Source organism: Psychroflexus aurantiacus, from assembly GCF_010820555.1.
In the GTDB taxonomy this organism is placed as follows: domain Bacteria; phylum Bacteroidota; class Bacteroidia; order Flavobacteriales; family Flavobacteriaceae; genus Psychroflexus; species Psychroflexus aurantiacus.
In genome coordinates, this window is sequence record NZ_JAAIKD010000004.1 from 43,894 (window position 1) to 61,123 (window position 17,230).

Genomic DNA, 17,230 nt, shown 5'->3' on the forward strand with positions numbered 1-17,230 from the left:
TTTAATTCTATTTTGAAAACTTAAATCAACTTCTCAAAAATAAAGGTGCAAAATTAATGTATTTTTGCACTCCTAAATATCTTCTTTATGGAAAATAATTTTAAAATGATTGCGAAGTGTCTTTATGAATTTGAAGACGAACTTGCTAAAGAACTGAGGGAACTTGGCGCAATGGAGATCCATAAAGGGGTTAGACACGTCTCTTTTGTCGGAGATCTTGGATTTATGTATAAAGCCAATCTCAGTTTAAGAACGGCAATCAGCATTTTAAAACCTATTTTCAGTTTTAAAATTCGTAATGAAGATGACTTTTATAACAAAATCAATGCCTTTGCCTGGGAAAATCTGATTGATAAAAACGGGACTTTTGCGGTAGAGTCGACTGTAAATTCTGAAATTTTCACCCACTCCAGATATGTCGTTTTTCGAACCAAAGATGCTATTGTAGACAGGTTTAGGGATAAATTTGAAACCAGGCCCAATATCGATACCGACAGGCCAGACTGCCAGGTGAGTGTGCATATCGACAGAGAAAACTGCGAAATCAGTTTAAATACTTCGGGGGATCCGCTTTTCAAAAGAGGTTACAAAACGGCAACCAATATCGCCCCAATCAATGAAGTTCTGGCGGCTGGACTGCTCCTGAAATCGGGATGGTCCGGACAATGTGATTTCCTGGATCCCATGTGTGGAAGTGGAACCTTACTTGTTGAAGCGGCGATGATAGCCTGCAATATTCCACCCAACATCAACCGGGAGCATTTCGCCTTTCAGAAATGGGAAGATTTTGATGAAGAGCTGTTTGAAGTTATCAAAGATTCAACTTTGAAAAAAGTAAGATCCTTCAACTTCGACATTAAAGGCTACGACAAAGCGCCTTCAGCGGTTGAGAAGGCTACTCAAAACATAGAGAATGCCAATCTTTCTGACTTTATCAAGGTGGAGCGTCAGGATTTTTTCGAATCCTTTAAAAAATCAGAGCGGCATTTGCATATGGTGTTTAACCCTCCTTATGGTGTGAGGCTGGATGTGGATATTCCGGAATTTTATTCTAAAATAGGGAATACCTTAAAACAAAATTATCCCGGGACTTCGGCCTGGTTTATCGTGGCCGATCTTGAGGCTATTAAACATGTCGGGTTAAGGCCTTCACGAAAAATCAAATTGTTTAATGCAAAATTAGAATCCAGATTGCTGAATTATCAGATTTATGAAGGGTCTAAAAAAGCAGCAAAGCAGTAAGTTAGTTCCTAACCGCTTGTCTTTTTGTTTTTGTGTAAAGGGGAATCATGTAGCTTATCGAATATCCCCAGCCTGCGCCTATGCTTGAATAGTCGTAAGTTCTGCGGAATCCAGGTACGTATAAATTATCGAAGTTTGGGATAGACGTAGAGGTGATCATGGTCTTGAGTTGAAGATGAGCGCCAAGGTAAAAATTGCCAAAAATATTCACCCGTATCCCGGCTTGTAACTCCAGCCAGTTTGCAGTAAGGTTATTGAAGTTTCTATCGGCATCTCTTTGATCTGGTGGAAAATAACTATCTGTGGTATAAATGCTGTAAGTCTTCAGGTTTTGGGAGTAGGTGGCAAATCCATAGCGAAATCCAACGTAAATCAGGTTTTGCATTCCTATCCAGTTATCATATACATTATAATTGACCCCTAACTTGATATAACTTCCATCGGTTTCATTTAAAATATTATCTTCTCTGTAAACGGAGTTTTCATTTCCGAGTTCCCCGGCGATATAAAGATCTTCAGAGAACCTGTAGTCGGCTCCGATTTCAAGTCCCTGGTATTCCGAATCCCACAAACTTGTTCCGATTCTGCTTAAATCTAAACTTACTGTAAGTCCGTATTTATCTTTATAAAAGATAGAGTCAGTAACTTGTTGGTATTCTACTTCTGCGTTTTCCTGAGCGTAAAATTCGCCGGGAAAAGCCATGAATAGAACACTAATAAAAAATATATAGGTGAGTCTCAAATTCATTTTGAATGCTATTTTCTCTAACTTGAATATCACTTATCCAGTTTTCAGTGTTGGTCGTTGGGTTTTCAACTTCTGCTCTGAAGTCGATAAAGTTAACTTTAAAGCCGCAGGCTCTATTCACATAGAGTTCGTTGGTGTCATATGAAAAGCTTAAGGTATCGGTTAAGCCCCCGGATGCTGCTAAAGCATTCAGATTAAAAACATAAGTGGTTTCATTAGCGTCTGTCTTGAGTGGAATCGCAATGGAGGAAGTTGAATTGAATAGGATCGCGGTGTCTTTTTCAATTTCCCTAATGGCTAAATTTCTAACATTCTTAGGATTGCTGGGATTGTTCACGTCAAAGAATTCGATCACCAACTTTGGGGTGGTCTCAGTAGCTGCGGCACAGATGTCATCTCTTTCGCAGGAACTGAAAAGTAAAAGCATGCCTGCTACAATGAAGCTGGTGAACAGTGTTTTCCTCATGCTCTCAATCTTAAGCAAACTACATTTTCTACGTGGTGCGTTTGAGGAAACATATCTACGGCCTGACTCTTTTCAACCTGATAATGCGTATCCATCAGTTGCAGATCTCTGGCCTGAGTGGCCGAGTTACAACTGACATAGACTATGCGTTTTGGTTTAACCTGGAGGATTTGCTCAACCACTTCCTTATGCATTCCCTCTCTAGGCGGGTCTGTGATGATGACATCCGGTTGGCCATGTTCTGCAATAAATCCAGAAGTGAAGATCTTCTTCATATCTCCTGCAAAAAAAGAAGTGTTCTCAATCTCATTCAATTTGGCATTGGCTTTGGCATCTTCAATGGCTTCTGGTATAGCTTCAATTCCTACCACATGCTTTGCTTTTTTAGCAACAAACTGAGCAATGGTTCCTGTTCCTGTATATAAGTCGTAAACCAGTTCATCACCGCTTAAAGCGGCGAATTCTCTGGTGATTTTGTAAAGTTCGTAGGCTTGTTCCGAGTTGGTTTGGTAAAAGGACTTGGCATTGATTTTAAACTTCAAGCCTTCCATTTCCTCAAAAATGAAGTCCTGACCAAAATACGTGATCACTTCCTGATCATAAATGGTGTCGTTCCCTTTTTCATTGATGACATATTGAAGGGAAGTCACTTCAGGGAATTCCTGGATGATGTAATCCAGCAGGAGCTCACGTTTCTCTTTGTCCTCCTGGTAAAACTGAATCAAGATCATGTATTCACCGGTAGAGCTTGTTCGAATCATTAGCGTTCTGAGCAGTCCGCTTTGTTCTCTGGGATTGAAAAATTCGAGATTGTTTTCAGAAGCAAAATCTCTTATTTTATTTCTGATGTCATTGCTGGGGTCTTCCTGCAAATGGCATTTTTCAAGGTTCAATATTTTATCCCACATGCCTGGAATGTGAAAGCCCAGTGCATTTTTATCCTGAATATCTTTACCGCTGGAAATTTCAGATTCTGTTAGCCATCGGCTGCTGCTGAATGAGAATTCCATTTTATTTCTGTAGAAATAGATTTTTTCGCTACCCAGAATCGGTTTGGTTTCAGCGATGTTGATTTTTCCTATGCGCTTTAGATTCTCAAGAACTTCTTTCTCCTTATAGAAAAGCTGATGCTCGTAAGCCATATTTTGCCACTTACAGCCTCCGCAAACGCCGAAATGCTGACAAACCGGCTGGGCCCGTTTAAGGGATAACTCTACAAAACGATGAGGTTTTGCCTGATAGTAGGATTTTCTTTTTTTGTAAGTCGTTACGTCTACCACATCACCGGGCACAACCTGATCGATGATTAAAACCCTGCCATCGCTAGCTCTTCCTATCCCTTTGCCTTTGCTGCCCGCGTCGAGGACTTCTACGTTTTCAAAGGTTTTTTTAGTGTTTTTTCTTCTCGCCATGCCGCAAAAATAAAGTAATGTTTGGATAAGAACTTTCAAACGCTCAAAATATTTAAAGATCCGTTTAGTATTTTGAAATCCAGCGACCTATTTATATTGAAACTAAATTGACTTAAGGATTGGTTAATAATTTTTAATGGTCAATCAAATCCTTATTTTTGTGAAAATCGCTAAAAATTAAGTTATGTCAGTAGATACACTAGATAAAATGAATGTGGAAGATGTGAAATCCTCACAGCAAGCCATCGATTTAGAAGATAAATATGGAGCTCACAATTACCATCCGTTACCCGCTGTCCTTAAAAAAGGAGAAGGGGTTTACGTTTGGGACGTAGAAGACAAAAAGTATTATGACTTTCTATCGGCTTATTCTGCAGTAAATCAAGGTCATTGTCATCCCAGGATTGTCGATGCTATGCACAAGCAGTCGCAGACGATCTCCCTGACTTCAAGAGCATTTCATAACAATGTCTTGGGTGTCTATGAAAAATATGCCACCGAGTATTTTAAGTTTGATAAACTTTTACCGATGAATAGTGGTGCGGAAGCCGTTGAAACCGCTATCAAGATTTGTAGAAAATGGGCTTACGAAGAAAAAGGAATTCCGGAGACGGAAGCGAAAATCATCGTATTTGAAAACAATTTCCACGGAAGAACCACAACAATCATTTCTTTTAGTAATGATGAAGGGGCCAGAAAAAACTTCGGACCTTATACACCAGGCTTTATAAAAGTACCTTATAACGATGCTGAAGCTTTGGAAAAAGTACTGAAAGAAAACAAAAATATTGCAGGAGCACTAATAGAACCTATCCAGGGTGAAGCTGGTGTTTTTACACCTGACGATGACTTTATACCTAAGGTAAAATCGCTTTGCAAAGCACACAATGTTCTGTTTATGGCCGATGAGATCCAAACGGGTATTGCCAGAACAGGCGCTTTACTAGCGGTTTGCGGTAAATGCGATTGCCAGGGACATTGTGAAAGACAAGCCACATATTCCAGGCCCGATGTACTTATTTTAGGTAAGGCGCTATCTGGAGGAGCTTATCCGGTATCCGCCGTTTTAGCTGATGATGCCGTTATGAAAGTGATTCAGCCTGGACAACATGGTTCTACTTTTGGTGGAAACCCCGTTGCAGCAGCAGTAGCCATGGAAGCTTTGGAAGTGGTGAAAGATGAAAAACTTGCTCAAAATGCAAGACGTCTGGGTGATTTGTTCAGAAGTGAATTGAATAAATTTATCGAGAATCACAATATCGTTACCCTTGTAAGAGGTAGAGGCCTACTCAATGCCATCGTCATCAACGATTCTGAAGACAGCTCAACAGCCTGGGATATTTGTGTAGCCTTAAAGGAAAACGGACTCTTAGCAAAACCTACGCATGGTAACATCATACGTTTTGCACCTCCACTAGTTATCACTGAAGATCAGCTGATGGATTGTGTCCATATCATTACCAAGACTTTAGAGCAGTTCGAAAAATAATATTCTTACTTATAAGTTAAATAAAGCAAAAGCCTCAATCTGATGATTGAGGCTTTTGCTTTATAGTATAATTTCAATTTAAAAACCTGCTTTGCATATTTACGACAAGAGTTTACCTAGTTGGCATCTTTTATGACGTAGTCATCGGTATGCATATCTACTCTGTAAGAAAGTCCAATACCCGCTCTCCAGCGCTCTGGGGTGTCTTTAAAATTGATAAGTCCGGATACATCGACCTGTAGGTTTTTATTCACCAGGTAAGCCAGACCACCTCTTAGGATTTCATCGCTGTATAAATCATTGATATAGGTTTGAAATTCTACAAAAACACCGGTTCTGGAATAAAAGGTATGCGTTAAAGTAAAAATTCCTGCATAAGTCGGGAAGTCTGTTGTGGGTTTGTCGACAATAAAGTTGGAGACTAGCACCCAGTTTCTTCCGATGTTATTTTGTGTAATTAAAGCTGCTTTTGGCGAAAAACTAGGCTCATCGGTAAACTTGAAAGGATTTTCACCAAACAGAAGATTAACACCTGCATACACAGAAACTGCAGGAATCAGGTCTCTCCACTGCAGCAAGTTTTCTTTTTTCCAGCTATATAGATTTGGGCCTTCTTTATCCCGTTTGACAAAAGGATCGTAGAGGAGATACTTGGCACCAAATGTATTTCTTTGGAAATTACTATAGCTACCAGTTGTTACTGTCCCTCCTCTAAGTAAGCTTTCTTCTGCATTTACAAAAGTCCCGTCTAAAATGAGTTCAAGCTGTTCTACAATTAAGCCGTATCTCACCTGATACTGATAATCTACCTGCGTGCGATCGGGGATAAGTGTAAAGGCATGATCATCTTCTCCATAAGCTATTCCAGTTTCGAATTGAAGAACATTTGTGCCTACACTGTAAGCTCCAAAAGATTCGCCGGGTCTGTTGGAATTGATAGTTTCCGTATACTGTGCCTGGGTTACCAAAGCAGCAAACAAAAGCAAGCCAGTGAGTCTAAATTTCATAAGTAAAGTTTGAAATTCAAATATAAATTAAAATCTGATTTTTTAAGCCATCCAGTCTTAATGCTATAAAGTATTGGTATTTTTGTATATCAAATCGATGTTATGGTATTTCTCAAGACAATTTTAATTATACTTCTGGTTTATTTTGGGGTGAAGCTGTTAGCTAAGTATTTTGGACCTTTGTTGCTGAAGTATATTTTTAAAAAAGTTCAAAAAAACATGGAGAATCAGTTCAATCCTCCTCATCAGGACCCAAAAACAAAACCCCATACCTCTGCCAAAGCTTCTAAAAGAAAATCAAAGGAGACCAAAGTTGGGGAGTACGTAGATTATGAAGAAATTGACTAACTTTCCCATTTTTCAAACCAAAAATCACTGATGAAGTCTATTTTAAAAAACTCCTGGAAACATCTTGCTGTATTAGTCCTTTTTGTAATTGCCTCCTTAGCGTTTTTCTATCCTGTCCTGAAAGGTAAAACCATTTTTCAAAGCGATATTGTTCAGTATACAGGAATGGCAAAGGCTCAAAATGACTTTAGAGCGACAGAGGGGGAGGAGCCCTACTGGACCAATTCAGCCTTTGGAGGAATGCCAACCTACCAGCTCGGGGCAAACTACCCTTATAATTTTATAAAAGAAATAGATCGAACACTCCGATTTCTTCCCAGACCCGCCGATTATTTATTTCTCTATTTTGTCGGGATGTATATTTTGTTTTTGTGCATGAAAGTCAATTACAAACTGGCTTTTTTAGGAGCTTTAGCCTTTGGTTTTTCCACTTACCTGATTATTATTTTAGGTGTTGGTCACAATGCCAAGGCTCATGCCATCGCGTATTTCCCGCTAGTTGTAGGAGGGATGCTGCTCGTCTACAGGCAAAAATTGTTTTGGGGGAATGTTTTATTTTGCGTCGGACTAGCTTTTGAATTGATGTCGAACCACTTCCAGATGACCTATTACCTGATGCTGCTTTGTCTGGTCATAGTGGTGGTAAACGCAGTATATGCTTTTAAATCAAAAACTTTCACACCCTATCTGAAAGCTTCATTAAGTTTTATTCCGGCGATTATACTGGCTGTTTTGCTCAACATAACCAATTTACTCGCGACTCAGGAATATGCGGAATTCAGTACAAGAGGGGATACCGGTCTGAGCATAGACCCAGATGGTACAAAACAAGTAAACACCGGTCTGGATTACGAGTATATCACAGAATACTCTTACGGTATTTTTGAAACTTTCAATCTCTTTATCCCCCGATTTATGGGAGGATCCAACAGCGAATCTCTTGGTAAAGATTCTGAAGTTTACAAAGAAATCATTCAAATGGGGGCCTCACCGCTTCAGGCCTTGGAATTCAGTAAAAATCTACCCACTTACTGGGGAAAACAACCCATTGTTGCAGCTCCAGCTTATATTGGGGCCTGCGTGATTTTTCTTTTTGTTTTAGCCTTGTTTTTAACCAAAGGTAAAACCAAATGGTGGCTGGTTGCTGGTTCTGTCATGGCCTTGCTGCTATCCTGGGGTGATAATTTTTCGCTGCTCACTAATTTTTTTATCGACTACGTTCCTTTCTATGATAAATTCAGAGCCATTACTTCAATACAGGTCATTATTGAATTCTGTTTACCAGTTTTAGCCATTTTAGGAATTTCTAAACTCATCACTCCTGAAATTTCAAATCAGGCGAAGTGGAAGGCGCTAAAAACATCAACGCTGATTTTAGGAGGGCTAAGTCTATTCTTTTTACTTCTGAAATCTGCACTTTTCGATTTCAGCGGCTCAAATGATGCTGTGTTCTTAGAAAATTACGGTGCAAAGTTCGTGAGAGCACTCAAAGAAGATAGAAAATCCATGTTCACAGCCGATACCATTCGGTCTTTGATTTTTGTATTACTAATAGCAGGAAGCATTTACCTGTATCTCAAAGATAAAGTGAAGAAGCCGGTTTTTTTAGGGCTGATCGGAATTTTAATTCTGATAGATTTAATAGGGGTGGACACCCGCTATGTCAACGAAGACGATTTTGTGGCAGCTTCAGTCATGGAAAGACCTTTCCAGGCCACACCAGCAGATCTTGAAATTCAAAACGATCAGTCTCATTTTCGGGTTTACGACTTAACGTCAAGCCCGCTTAACTCAGCACGAGCGTCTTATTTTCATAATTCCATAGGGGGCTATCATGCAGCGAAGCCCGGCAGGATTCAGGAATTGTTCGACTTTTATATTTATGAAGGCAAGCAAAGCATCCTGAACATGCTCAATGTGAAGTATTTTATTTTCGATGAACAGGGAGAAGCAGTGGTTCAGGAAAATCCAGGTCATTTAGGCAATGCCTGGTTTGTAAATGAATTGATTACCGTAGAAGATGCCAATGCCGCTATACTGGCCTTAGACAGCATCAATCCAGGTAAAACGGCCATTGTGGAAGAAAACCAGTTTCCCCTTTCTGATAAGAACTATAACGTGGACCCTTCAGATGTTATCGAACTCACCGCTTACAAAGAAAATGAGCTTGTTTATAAGTACGAAGCAACTGGAGAACGCCTGGCTCTGTTTTCAGAACTCTATTATCCTAAGGGATGGAAAGTGACTCTGGATGGAAAAGAAGTCAATCACTTTCGAGCTAACTATGTTTTAAGAGCTATGCATTTACCAGCAGGCAGTCATCAAATCACCTTTTCGTTTGAGCCTGACGTGGTGAGTTTTGGCGGAAAGATAAGCCTGGCAAGTTTTATACTTTTAGCACTCATTATACTGGGAGGACTAGGCTATAGCCTAAAGCGAAAGCAAATTTAGAGGATGAAAAAAGTTTTGATCATTACATACTACTGGCCACCAGCAGGGGGTCCCGGAGTGCAGCGCTGGCTTCAGTTTTCCAAACATCTTCCGGAATTTGGGATTCAGCCCATTGTTTATAAGCCCCAAAATCCAAGCTATCCCATCAAAGATTCTTCACTTAGAAGCAGTCCTGAAGTGAAAGTGATAGAGAAGTCCATTTTCGAACCTTATGCGTTTGCAGAGCTTCTTTCAAAATCAAATTCCAAAACCATCAGCAGTGGCATCATTAAATCCAGGAAAAAACAATCCTGGAAAGAGCGGATGATGCTGTATGTGAGAGGCAATTTCTTTATTCCCGATGCCAGGGTGTTATGGGTAAAGCCTTCCATTTCATTTTTGATAGATTACATAAAACATAATGAAATCGAAACCATCATCACCACAGGACCACCCCATAGCTTGCACCTCATCGGCTTAGGTTTGAAAAATAGTTACCCGGACCTTCATTGGATTGCGGACTTCAGAGATCCATGGACGACCATCGGGTATCATTCAGCTTTAAAGCTCACCGAAAAATCAAAGCAAAAACATCTGGCTTTAGAAAAAGACGTATTGAATTCAGCAGACCAGTTGATTACCACCAGTTTTCAAACCAGGGCTGAATTCGAGAACAAAACCAAAACGCCTATTGAAGTCATCACCAATGGTTATGAAGACATCACTGCAGAGGCCGAGCTCAGTGAAAATTTCACAGTTTCCCACATCGGTTCTTTATTGAATGACAGGAACCCCAAAGTCCTGTGGGAAGTTTTAGGAGAATTAATAGACGAAAATCTAGTTTTTAAGGACTTTTTTGAGCTTAAACTTATCGGTAAAATCAGCGATACTGTCCTGGAATCCGCACGCAGTTATGGATTGAAAAACTATATAAGCGTAGCGGGTTATCTCAATCATAAAGATGCTATAGAAAGCCAGAGAAGTTCGCAGATGCTTCTGCTTATCGAAATTGATAAGCCGGAAACCCGTGGAATCATCCCTGGTAAATTATTCGAATACCTGGCTTCTCACCGGCCTATTTTAGCCATAGGACCTGAAGGCTGGGATGTCAGCAAAATTATTGCTGAAACCGATTCTGGCGACTGTTTCACCTACGAGGAGAAAACCCGTTTAAAGTCCTACATAGAAAAGGCTTTCAAGGCTTTTCTAAATGGAAAATTAAAAGGCAATACCAAAAATATAGAACACTATAGCCGCAGGAATTTAACGCAAAAACTGACTCAACTTATCAAATAGCTTCATGGGAATCGTCGCCAAACAATCCTTCAATAACCTTATTTCTACCTATCTGGGTTTTGGAATCGGCGCACTCAATGTCTTGTTTTTGTATCCCAAATTCTTAAGCGTAGAATACTATGGGCTGGTTACCTTTCTGTTGTCAGCAGGAAATCTATTCTGGCCATTTATGGCCCTGGGTGTACACAATACAATAGTGAAATTTTATTCCAGCTATACTACCCAAATTGACACCGATAAACTGCTCAATTTTGCACTGTTTTTGCCTTTGTCACTCGGACTTTTGATAGGAATCGTCGGTTTCCTTTTCTATGATGCTTTGCTGCAGTATTTCGAAGGCGAAAACGATCTGGTGCAGCCTTACATTTGGGGAATCTTTGTCATCGCCATGGCAACAGCCTATTTCGAGGTTTTCTTTGCCTGGGCAAAGGTCCAGTTCAAAAGTGTTTTTGGCACCCTCATGCGGGAAGTTTTTCATAGAATCGCTATTACCCTATTACTCCTTCTGCTTTATGCTGAATATATTAGCGTTCACCTTTTTATTTATTTGCTCATCGGGGTTTTTATCTTAAGAACCTTGGTGATGCTGGGCTATGCGTTTAGGCTATACCTGCCAAAATTTAGCTTTCAGCTTCCAGCAAGGCTAAAGGACTTAATGAATTATTCTCTGCTCATTTTTATTGCAGGTACTGTAGCTGTGGCTTTGTTCGATCTGGATAAAGTTATGATAGAATACTTCATGCCTATTGAAAACGTGTCTATTTACGGGATTGCCATTTATATAGCTACAGTGATTGCTGTGCCTTCCAAAGCCATGCACCAGATCACCAATCCCATTACGGCCAAGTACCTCAATCATGGTGAAAGCGAACTGCTAAAAGACCTGTATGTGAGAAGCTCCAATACCCTGTTCCTGATTAGTGGTTTTGTATTCGTACTCATCATTACCAATGTTCATCAACTTTACACGATTATTCCGGAACCCTACAGAATAGGAGTGAGTATTGTTTTTTTAATCAGTCTGGTGAAGCTGAGCGATAATGTGTTGGGGAATAACAACAGCATTATCTTTAATTCCAAATATTATAAAACGGTTCTTATCGCTGGAGTGGTCTTGGTTGGGGTTGCTTTTTTACTGAATCTCTGGCTCATCCCTATTTATGGCATTTACGGCGCAGCTTATGCTACTTTTATTTGTTTTCTGGCTTACAATATTTTTAAACTTTCGTTTGTGAGAATCACCTTTGGGATTCATCCGTTCAACAAGAAAAGTCTGTATATATTTTTGGTGATTACAGGACTTACCTTATGCTTTTATTTCTGGGATTTTACTACTGAATTTGCTTTGCTTAATATTATACTTAAATCGATACTGATAAGCATTTTCTACTTTATCATTAGCTTTAAAGGAACATTATCGGAAGACCTGACAAGCTTCTATACAAAAGTCATTCTAAAGAAAAATCCATAGCTGCAGATAGATCTAATGGCTAAACCTCTTAATATTTTCCTGGCTTTCAAATTAAAATTATCAGTTATGACTTAGGGGCATCGCCTTCAAATTTTCTTAACATAATGTATACAAATGAAATAGAGGGGCATCGCCCTGAAATCTAAAAAACGTTTCAAATGATCAAAATTGTAATTCTAGGATTGTATCCTTGATTTTAATAATTCTGCTAATTTTTTATCTCTCTTTCTTTCTGTGATTTTAATCGACAAGAGATTAAAAAAACTTTTGACTTATATAATCAAATTTTAGACTTTAAAAACTGACCTGTAAATGAAGTTTCTACTTTCGAGACTTCTTCAGGGGTGCCTTCAGCAACCAGCTGTCCGCCGTTTATGCCGCCCCCTGGTCCCAAATCAATAATATGATCGGCGCATTTGATAAGGTCTATATTATGTTCGATGACAATCACGCTATGCCCATTTTCGATCAGCGCTTCAAAAGATTTCAATAATTTACTGATATCGTGGAAGTGAAGCCCGGTGGTGGGCTCATCAAAAATGAATAGGGTTTTATCAGCATTTTTACCTTTGGTTAAGAAAGAAGCCAGTTTGATTCGCTGAGCTTCACCACCGGACAGGGTAGAGGAACTCTGACCCAAAGTCACGTACCCTAGTCCAACGCTTTGTAAAGCCATGAGTTTATTGGAAATTTTAGTTTCGTTGTGAGCGGAAAAGAATTCCATCGCATCATCGATGGTCATCGTCAGGATATCATCTATATTCTTGCCTTCAAATTCCACATCCAGCACCTGTTGCTTAAAGCGTTTGCCCTGGCAGGCCTCACACTCCAGATGCACATCTGCCATAAACTGCATTTCGATAGTTACCTCGCCTTCACCTTCACAGACCTCACAACGACCACCTTCTACATTAAAACTAAAATGCTTGGGCTTGAAATTCCTGATTTTAGAAAGCTTTTGCTTGGCGTATAGATTTCGAATATCGTCGTAAGCTTTGATGTAGGTCACTGGATTGGATCTCGACGATCTCCCAATGGGATTTTGGTCTACATATTCTATAAGTTTAATGTGTTTGAAATTACCGTCGATCCCGTCAAACTGTCCAGCTTTGGTGCCATAGCCGCCGTTTTGTTTGATCATAGCCGGGTACAAAATTTTCTTCACCAGCGTACTTTTTCCGCTTCCGGAAACTCCTGTAATGGCTACAAAACAGTCTAAGGGCACTTTTACCGAGATGTTATTAAGGTTATGCTCGCGAGCGCCCTTAATCTCAACATAGGATGCTGAGGTTCTCCTTTCCTTAGGGACTTCAATTTCCATTTTACCGTTGAGGTACTGTGAGGTTAGTGAATTTGCCTTCAGGAGTTGTTTATAAGTACCTTCAGCTACAAGATCGCCACCGTGAGTCCCTGCTTCCGGACCAATATCGATGATGTAATCTGCAGCTTTCATAATGTCTTCATCATGTTCTACTACGATAACCGTATTGCCGAGGTCTCTCAGGTCTTTTAAAACCTCAATTAGCCTTTCGTTATCCTTGGAGTGAAGTCCGATAGAAGGCTCATCTAAAATATACATGGAACCCACCAGGCTGCTTCCCAGGGAAGTCGCCAAATTGATGCGCTGGGATTCCCCTCCGGATAGGCTGTTGGATTTTCGGTTTAAAGTTAAATACGTCAATCCCACATCCATCAAAAATTTGAGTCGGTTATTGACTTCTTTTAATAAGCGCTTCCCAATTGCTTCATCGTGCTTATTCAGCTTGAGTTTTTTGAAAAATACACTGACCTTATCAATGGGTAAATCCACAAGCTGGGTGATATCCACGTCATTTATTTTTACAAAAGTTGCTTCTTTTTTCAATCGTCGTCCTTTGCATTCCGGGCAACGCGTTCTGCCACGGTATCTGGATAATAAAACCCTATTCTGAATTTTGTAAGCTTTCGATTTTACAGCTTCAAAAAATGCATTGACTCCGGTTACATACTGATTTCCTTCCCAGATGGTATTTTTTTGGTCCTCGGTCAATTCGAAATAAGATGTGTGTACAGGAAAATTAAACTTATGGGCGTGTTTTATAAATTCTTTCTTATACCAGCCTAAGGTGTCTCCACTCCAGGGTGCAACCGCACCTTCGTAGACACTTAGTCCTGTGTTCGGGATTACCAGAGCTTCATCGATATCGACGATATCACCGTAGCCTTCACATTTTGGACAGGCACCAATAGGATTGTTGAAACTGAAGAGATGTACATTAGGCTCGGTAAAAAGCATGCCGTCCAACTCGAATTTATTGTTGAAATTCGTAATGTCATGAGTTGAGGGATCTTCAATATGGAGCTCTCCTTTTCCTTCAAAAAATGCATTTTGAATGGAATCTGCCAACCGGTTGTAGAAATCTTCATCATCTTTGACCACAATTCTGTCTACCACAAGGGATAGTTCGCTTTTGCCGGAAATTTTTTGATTCTGGGCTTCGGTTATCTTGAGGACCTGATCGTCTACTTTTATTCTGCTAAAGCCTTGCTGCTGAAGAATATTTAGTTTTTCTTCAACGGTGCGTTTATTTTCTAAAGTGATGGGAGCAAGCAGGAGTAATTTTTTGTTTTCATCCTGAGACTTGATAAAATCAACCACATCGGTTACCGTATGTTTTTTGACCTGCCTGCCTGAAACCGGCGAAATGGTTTTGCCGATTCGGGCATAGAGCAATTTTAAATAATCATAGATCTCGGTCGATGTTCCAACAGTTGAACGCGGATTGGTAGAATTTACCTTTTGTTCGATAGCAATAGCAGGAGCAATACCTTTGATGTAATCGACTTTAGGTTTGTCCAGTCTGCCAAGAAACTGTCTGGCGTAGGCAGACAGACTTTCCACATAACGCCTTTGGCCTTCAGCATAAAGCGTGTCGAAGGCAAGACTGGACTTACCGGAGCCAGAAAGACCTGTGATGACCACAAGTTTATTTCTGGGAATAACAACATTAATATTTTTTAAATTATGGAGTTTTGCCCCTTTTATAATAATAAAGTCTTTGGGATCAATTTTATCTAAATCTGTGTGTTTCATAACTACTAGGAATAGGACAAATATAAAGATTTGTCAAGCCACTTTGGAGTTATACACTGATTCATAATATGTTAAAATTATTGACAGTATGCGCCGTATAAACATATATGTATATATTAGCCATTAAAAAATAGCCTATACAACACTTTTACTTAAACTCATTTAATAACAGGAACCACTTTTTTTGAAGCTGGTTTTATTTAAGTAAAAGACGTATGCATAGGACTTCAATATCTACTGAAGCTTTTCTGGTAAAGCAGTACATGGAGGGCGATGAACAATCCCTTTCCATATTAATCCACAGACATCAACAAAAAATTTTCGGCTTTATATTTTCCAAGGTTTACGATAAAGATCTTGCCGAAGATATTTTTCAGGATACCTTTATTAAAGTTATCCGCACGCTCAAGCGTGGAAAGTATAATGAAGAAGGAAAGTTTTTACCCTGGGTCATGAGAATAGCGCATAATCTGGTTATCGATCATTTTAGAAAAAGCAACAGGATGCCCAAATTCGAAGGAAAAGGAGATTTTGATATTCTTGACTTTATGACGGATGGTGATCTAAACGCAGAACGAAGAATCATCAAGGATCAAATTGACTCCGACCTTCATGAACTCATTAAAGAATTGCCACAGGATCAGCTGGAGGTGCTTGAAATGCGCATTTTCAAGGAGATGAGTTTTAAAGATATAGCGCTCAAAACAGGCGTAAGCATCAATACAGCTTTAGGAAGAATGCGGTATGCCTTAATCAATTTGAGAAAGATCATAGAAAAGCATCAGGTGGTGTTAACCAATTAGCAGAGGCAATAATTGATTTTTAAATGCGTTTTCGTTATATAAAATTTAAACCTATGGCGAAAATTTACTCAAATGAAGTTTCAGAGTTTTATTCTAAACCTACCAAACCTTCAGCAAAAACCCTAAAGCGGATTTTGGATTTTTCCAAAGCTTACAAGCTGGTTCGGTATAAGGATTTAGAGTTCGACAGTATTCAGAATTAAATGCATTACTTCCAAAACCCGAAAGGCTTCTTTATTTCGATTTAGAAGCCTTTTTTTTGGTATAGGCCTGAATCACAGATTTTCGTCCTATGGTTTTGGTGATGATGTCTTTGTCCAGATTCCAACCTCTTGCCGGAGAATATTCTCTGCCATACCAGATAATTTGCAAGTGTAAATCGTTCCAGACCTTTTGAGGAAACAGCCGTTTAGCATCTTTTTCGGTTTGCTGCACATTTTTTCCATTGCTTAAATTCCAGCGGTACATCAACCTGTGAATATGCGTATCTACCGGAAATGTAGGAACCCCAAAAGCCTGTGCCAGCACAACCGAAGCCGTTTTGTGTCCAACCGCCGGGAATTCTTCCAAAGCTTCCATATTGTTGGGCACTTTACCCTGGTATTTTTCGATGAGAATCTTAGAAAGTCCGTAGATTCCTTTCGCTTTCATTGGAGATAGTCCAACAGGCTTGATGATTTCTCTAATCTGATCGGGACTCATTTTAACCATATCCCAGGGATTATCGGCCTGCTCGAAAAGCAAAGGCGTAATTTGATTCACCTTGACGTCTGTACTTTGCGCGGAAAGCAAAACAGCGATGAGTAATGTATAAGGATCTTTGTGGTCTAAGGGCACGGGAATAGTGGGGTATAAGTCCTTTAACGTATTTATAACGAAATCTACTTTTTCAGATTTTTTCATTTGCTTTACTTTTAAACAAAAATAGGAATTATGACAACACTAAAAGCCGGAGATAAAGCTCCAAATTTTGAAGCTAAAGACCAAGATGGGAACCTGCACACACTTGAAGATTACACGGGAAAAAAATTAGTCGTTTTCTTTTACCCAAAAGCGAGTACCCCTGGCTGTACAGCCGAGGCTTGTAACCTGAGAGACCACTGGGAAACTTTTCAGGCTAAAGGCTATGAAATCCTTGGGGTAAGTGCAGATTCTGCCAAGCGCCAGCAAAATTTCAAAAATAAATACGAGCTTCCCTTTCCATTGCTTGCAGATGAAGATAAGGAAGTGATCGAAGCTTTTGGTGTATGGGGGCCTAAGAAATTTATGGGAAAAGAATATGATGGTATTCATAGAACCACCTTCGTCATTAACGAAGAAGGCGTGATTGAAGACGTTATCTCCAAAGTGAAAACCAAAGCGCACGCCGAACAGATTCTTTAGTCTGTTCGTGAAGTTTCAGTTAGCCTGCTAAAGAGATGAGACACCTCATATATTATCTTTTG

Annotated in this window: 15 protein-coding genes; 9 read left to right on the top strand and 6 right to left on the bottom strand. The window is 39.6% G+C overall.

The window, feature by feature from the left end; translation table 11 throughout:
• Positions 1-87 precede the first annotated feature (87 nt).
• Positions 88-1,242 (top strand): THUMP domain-containing class I SAM-dependent RNA methyltransferase, encoded by a 1,155-nt coding sequence (locus G3567_RS07810; RefSeq protein WP_164004778.1) that lies wholly within the window; start codon positions 88-90, stop codon positions 1,240-1,242.
• Between the two features lies 1 nt (position 1,243).
• On the opposite strand, the gene G3567_RS07815 is transcribed toward G3567_RS07810, so the two are convergent.
• The 3 genes from G3567_RS07815 to rlmD are packed head-to-tail and all read right to left on the bottom strand — an operon-like array spanning position 1,244 to position 3,868.
• A complete protein-coding gene (locus G3567_RS07815) occupies positions 1,244-1,990 on the bottom strand; it encodes a DUF6048 family protein (RefSeq protein WP_164004779.1) in 747 nt (248 codons plus the stop codon).
• Positions 1,956-2,456, bottom strand: a complete 501-nt coding sequence (locus tag G3567_RS07820) for a DUF6452 family protein (RefSeq protein ID WP_164004780.1) — start codon at positions 2,454-2,456, stop codon at positions 1,956-1,958. Before G3567_RS07820 ends, G3567_RS07815 begins: the two co-directional genes overlap by 35 nt.
• Positions 2,453-3,868 (bottom strand): 23S rRNA (uracil(1939)-C(5))-methyltransferase RlmD, encoded by a 1,416-nt coding sequence (gene rlmD / locus G3567_RS07825; protein WP_164004781.1) that lies wholly within the window; start codon positions 3,866-3,868, stop codon positions 2,453-2,455. Before rlmD ends, G3567_RS07820 begins: the two co-directional genes overlap by 4 nt.
• Positions 3,869-4,052: 184 nt before the next feature.
• Here rlmD and rocD point away from each other — a divergent pair, with 184 nt between their 5' ends.
• Positions 4,053-5,357 carry an ornithine--oxo-acid transaminase gene (gene rocD / locus G3567_RS07830; RefSeq protein WP_164004782.1) on the top strand — a complete coding sequence of 435 codons (1,305 nt, stop codon included), beginning with the start codon at positions 4,053-4,055 and terminating at the stop codon, positions 5,355-5,357.
• A 116-nt stretch (positions 5,358-5,473) separates the two neighbouring features.
• On the opposite strand, the gene G3567_RS07835 is transcribed toward rocD, so the two are convergent.
• Complete coding sequence (locus G3567_RS07835) at positions 5,474-6,364, bottom strand: transporter (RefSeq protein WP_164004783.1); 891 nt, start codon at positions 6,362-6,364, stop codon at positions 5,474-5,476.
• Positions 6,365-6,583: 219 nt separating this feature from the next.
• On the opposite strand from G3567_RS07835, the gene G3567_RS13565 reads away from it, so the two are divergent.
• From G3567_RS13565 to G3567_RS07855, 4 genes are read left to right on the top strand one after another with little or no spacing between them, the layout of a single operon-like run.
• Positions 6,584-6,712: a hypothetical protein gene (locus tag G3567_RS13565; protein WP_262887117.1), complete on the top strand. Its 129-nt coding sequence runs from the start codon at positions 6,584-6,586 to the stop codon at positions 6,710-6,712.
• A 30-nt stretch (positions 6,713-6,742) separates the two neighbouring features.
• On the top strand, positions 6,743-9,163 hold the full coding sequence (locus tag G3567_RS07845) for a YfhO family protein (RefSeq protein ID WP_164004785.1): 2,421 nt from the start codon (positions 6,743-6,745) through the stop codon (positions 9,161-9,163).
• A gap of 3 nt (positions 9,164-9,166) precedes the next feature.
• Positions 9,167-10,438, top strand: coding sequence for a glycosyltransferase family protein (locus tag G3567_RS07850; protein ID WP_164004786.1), 1,272 nt, complete (start codon positions 9,167-9,169; stop codon positions 10,436-10,438).
• A gap of 4 nt (positions 10,439-10,442) precedes the next feature.
• Complete coding sequence (locus tag G3567_RS07855) at positions 10,443-11,909, top strand: lipopolysaccharide biosynthesis protein (RefSeq protein ID WP_164004787.1); 1,467 nt, start codon at positions 10,443-10,445, stop codon at positions 11,907-11,909.
• A 280-nt stretch (positions 11,910-12,189) separates the two neighbouring features.
• Here the strand turns inward: G3567_RS07855 and uvrA are convergent, their stop codons facing one another.
• Positions 12,190-14,982, bottom strand: a complete 2,793-nt coding sequence (gene uvrA, locus G3567_RS07860; protein ID WP_164004788.1) for an excinuclease ABC subunit UvrA — start codon at positions 14,980-14,982, stop codon at positions 12,190-12,192.
• A 215-nt stretch (positions 14,983-15,197) separates the two neighbouring features.
• Here uvrA and G3567_RS07865 point away from each other — a divergent pair, with 215 nt between their 5' ends.
• Both G3567_RS07865 and G3567_RS13350 read left to right on the top strand, forming a co-directional pair.
• A complete protein-coding gene (locus G3567_RS07865) occupies positions 15,198-15,785 on the top strand; it encodes an RNA polymerase sigma factor (RefSeq protein WP_164004789.1) in 588 nt (195 codons plus the stop codon).
• Positions 15,786-15,838: 53 nt separating this feature from the next.
• Positions 15,839-15,988: a hypothetical protein gene (locus G3567_RS13350; protein WP_205521204.1), complete on the top strand. Its 150-nt coding sequence runs from the start codon at positions 15,839-15,841 to the stop codon at positions 15,986-15,988.
• A 31-nt stretch (positions 15,989-16,019) separates the two neighbouring features.
• Here the strand turns inward: G3567_RS13350 and G3567_RS07870 are convergent, their stop codons facing one another.
• Complete coding sequence (locus tag G3567_RS07870; protein ID WP_164004790.1) at positions 16,020-16,688, bottom strand: endonuclease III domain-containing protein; 669 nt, start codon at positions 16,686-16,688, stop codon at positions 16,020-16,022.
• A gap of 30 nt (positions 16,689-16,718) precedes the next feature.
• Between G3567_RS07870 and bcp the strand changes: the two genes are divergently transcribed.
• The gene (gene bcp / locus G3567_RS07875) at positions 16,719-17,168 is read left to right on the top strand and encodes a thioredoxin-dependent thiol peroxidase (RefSeq protein ID WP_164004791.1); all 450 of its coding nucleotides are present in this window, start codon (positions 16,719-16,721) and stop codon (positions 17,166-17,168) included.
• The last annotated feature ends 62 nt before the right edge of the window (positions 17,169-17,230 follow it).

What these genes read in the sequence shown, in the direction of transcription:
- rlmD (WP_164004781.1), bottom strand. Translation starts at nt 3,868, where the DNA reads ATGGCGAGAAGAAAAAACACTAAAAAAACCTTTGAAAACGTAGAAGTC.
- G3567_RS07850 (WP_164004786.1), top strand. Translation starts at nt 9,167, where the DNA reads ATGAAAAAAGTTTTGATCATTACATACTACTGGCCACCAGCAGGGGGT.
- G3567_RS07865 (WP_164004789.1), top strand. Translation starts at nt 15,198, where the DNA reads ATGCATAGGACTTCAATATCTACTGAAGCTTTTCTGGTAAAGCAGTAC.
- G3567_RS07835 (WP_164004783.1), bottom strand. Translation starts at nt 6,364, where the DNA reads ATGAAATTTAGACTCACTGGCTTGCTTTTGTTTGCTGCTTTGGTAACC.
- rocD (WP_164004782.1), top strand. Translation starts at nt 4,053, where the DNA reads ATGTCAGTAGATACACTAGATAAAATGAATGTGGAAGATGTGAAATCC.
- G3567_RS07870 (WP_164004790.1), bottom strand. Translation starts at nt 16,688, where the DNA reads ATGAAAAAATCTGAAAAAGTAGATTTCGTTATAAATACGTTAAAGGAC.
- uvrA (WP_164004788.1), bottom strand. Translation starts at nt 14,982, where the DNA reads ATGAAACACACAGATTTAGATAAAATTGATCCCAAAGACTTTATTATT.
- G3567_RS07815 (WP_164004779.1), bottom strand. Translation starts at nt 1,990, where the DNA reads ATGAATTTGAGACTCACCTATATATTTTTTATTAGTGTTCTATTCATG.
- G3567_RS07810 (WP_164004778.1), top strand. Translation starts at nt 88, where the DNA reads ATGGAAAATAATTTTAAAATGATTGCGAAGTGTCTTTATGAATTTGAA.
- bcp (WP_164004791.1), top strand. Translation starts at nt 16,719, where the DNA reads ATGACAACACTAAAAGCCGGAGATAAAGCTCCAAATTTTGAAGCTAAA.
- G3567_RS13565 (WP_262887117.1), top strand. Translation starts at nt 6,584, where the DNA reads ATGGAGAATCAGTTCAATCCTCCTCATCAGGACCCAAAAACAAAACCC.
- G3567_RS07820 (WP_164004780.1), bottom strand. Translation starts at nt 2,456, where the DNA reads ATGAGGAAAACACTGTTCACCAGCTTCATTGTAGCAGGCATGCTTTTA.
- G3567_RS07855 (WP_164004787.1), top strand. Translation starts at nt 10,443, where the DNA reads ATGGGAATCGTCGCCAAACAATCCTTCAATAACCTTATTTCTACCTAT.
- G3567_RS13350 (WP_205521204.1), top strand. Translation starts at nt 15,839, where the DNA reads ATGGCGAAAATTTACTCAAATGAAGTTTCAGAGTTTTATTCTAAACCT.
- G3567_RS07845 (WP_164004785.1), top strand. Translation starts at nt 6,743, where the DNA reads ATGAAGTCTATTTTAAAAAACTCCTGGAAACATCTTGCTGTATTAGTC.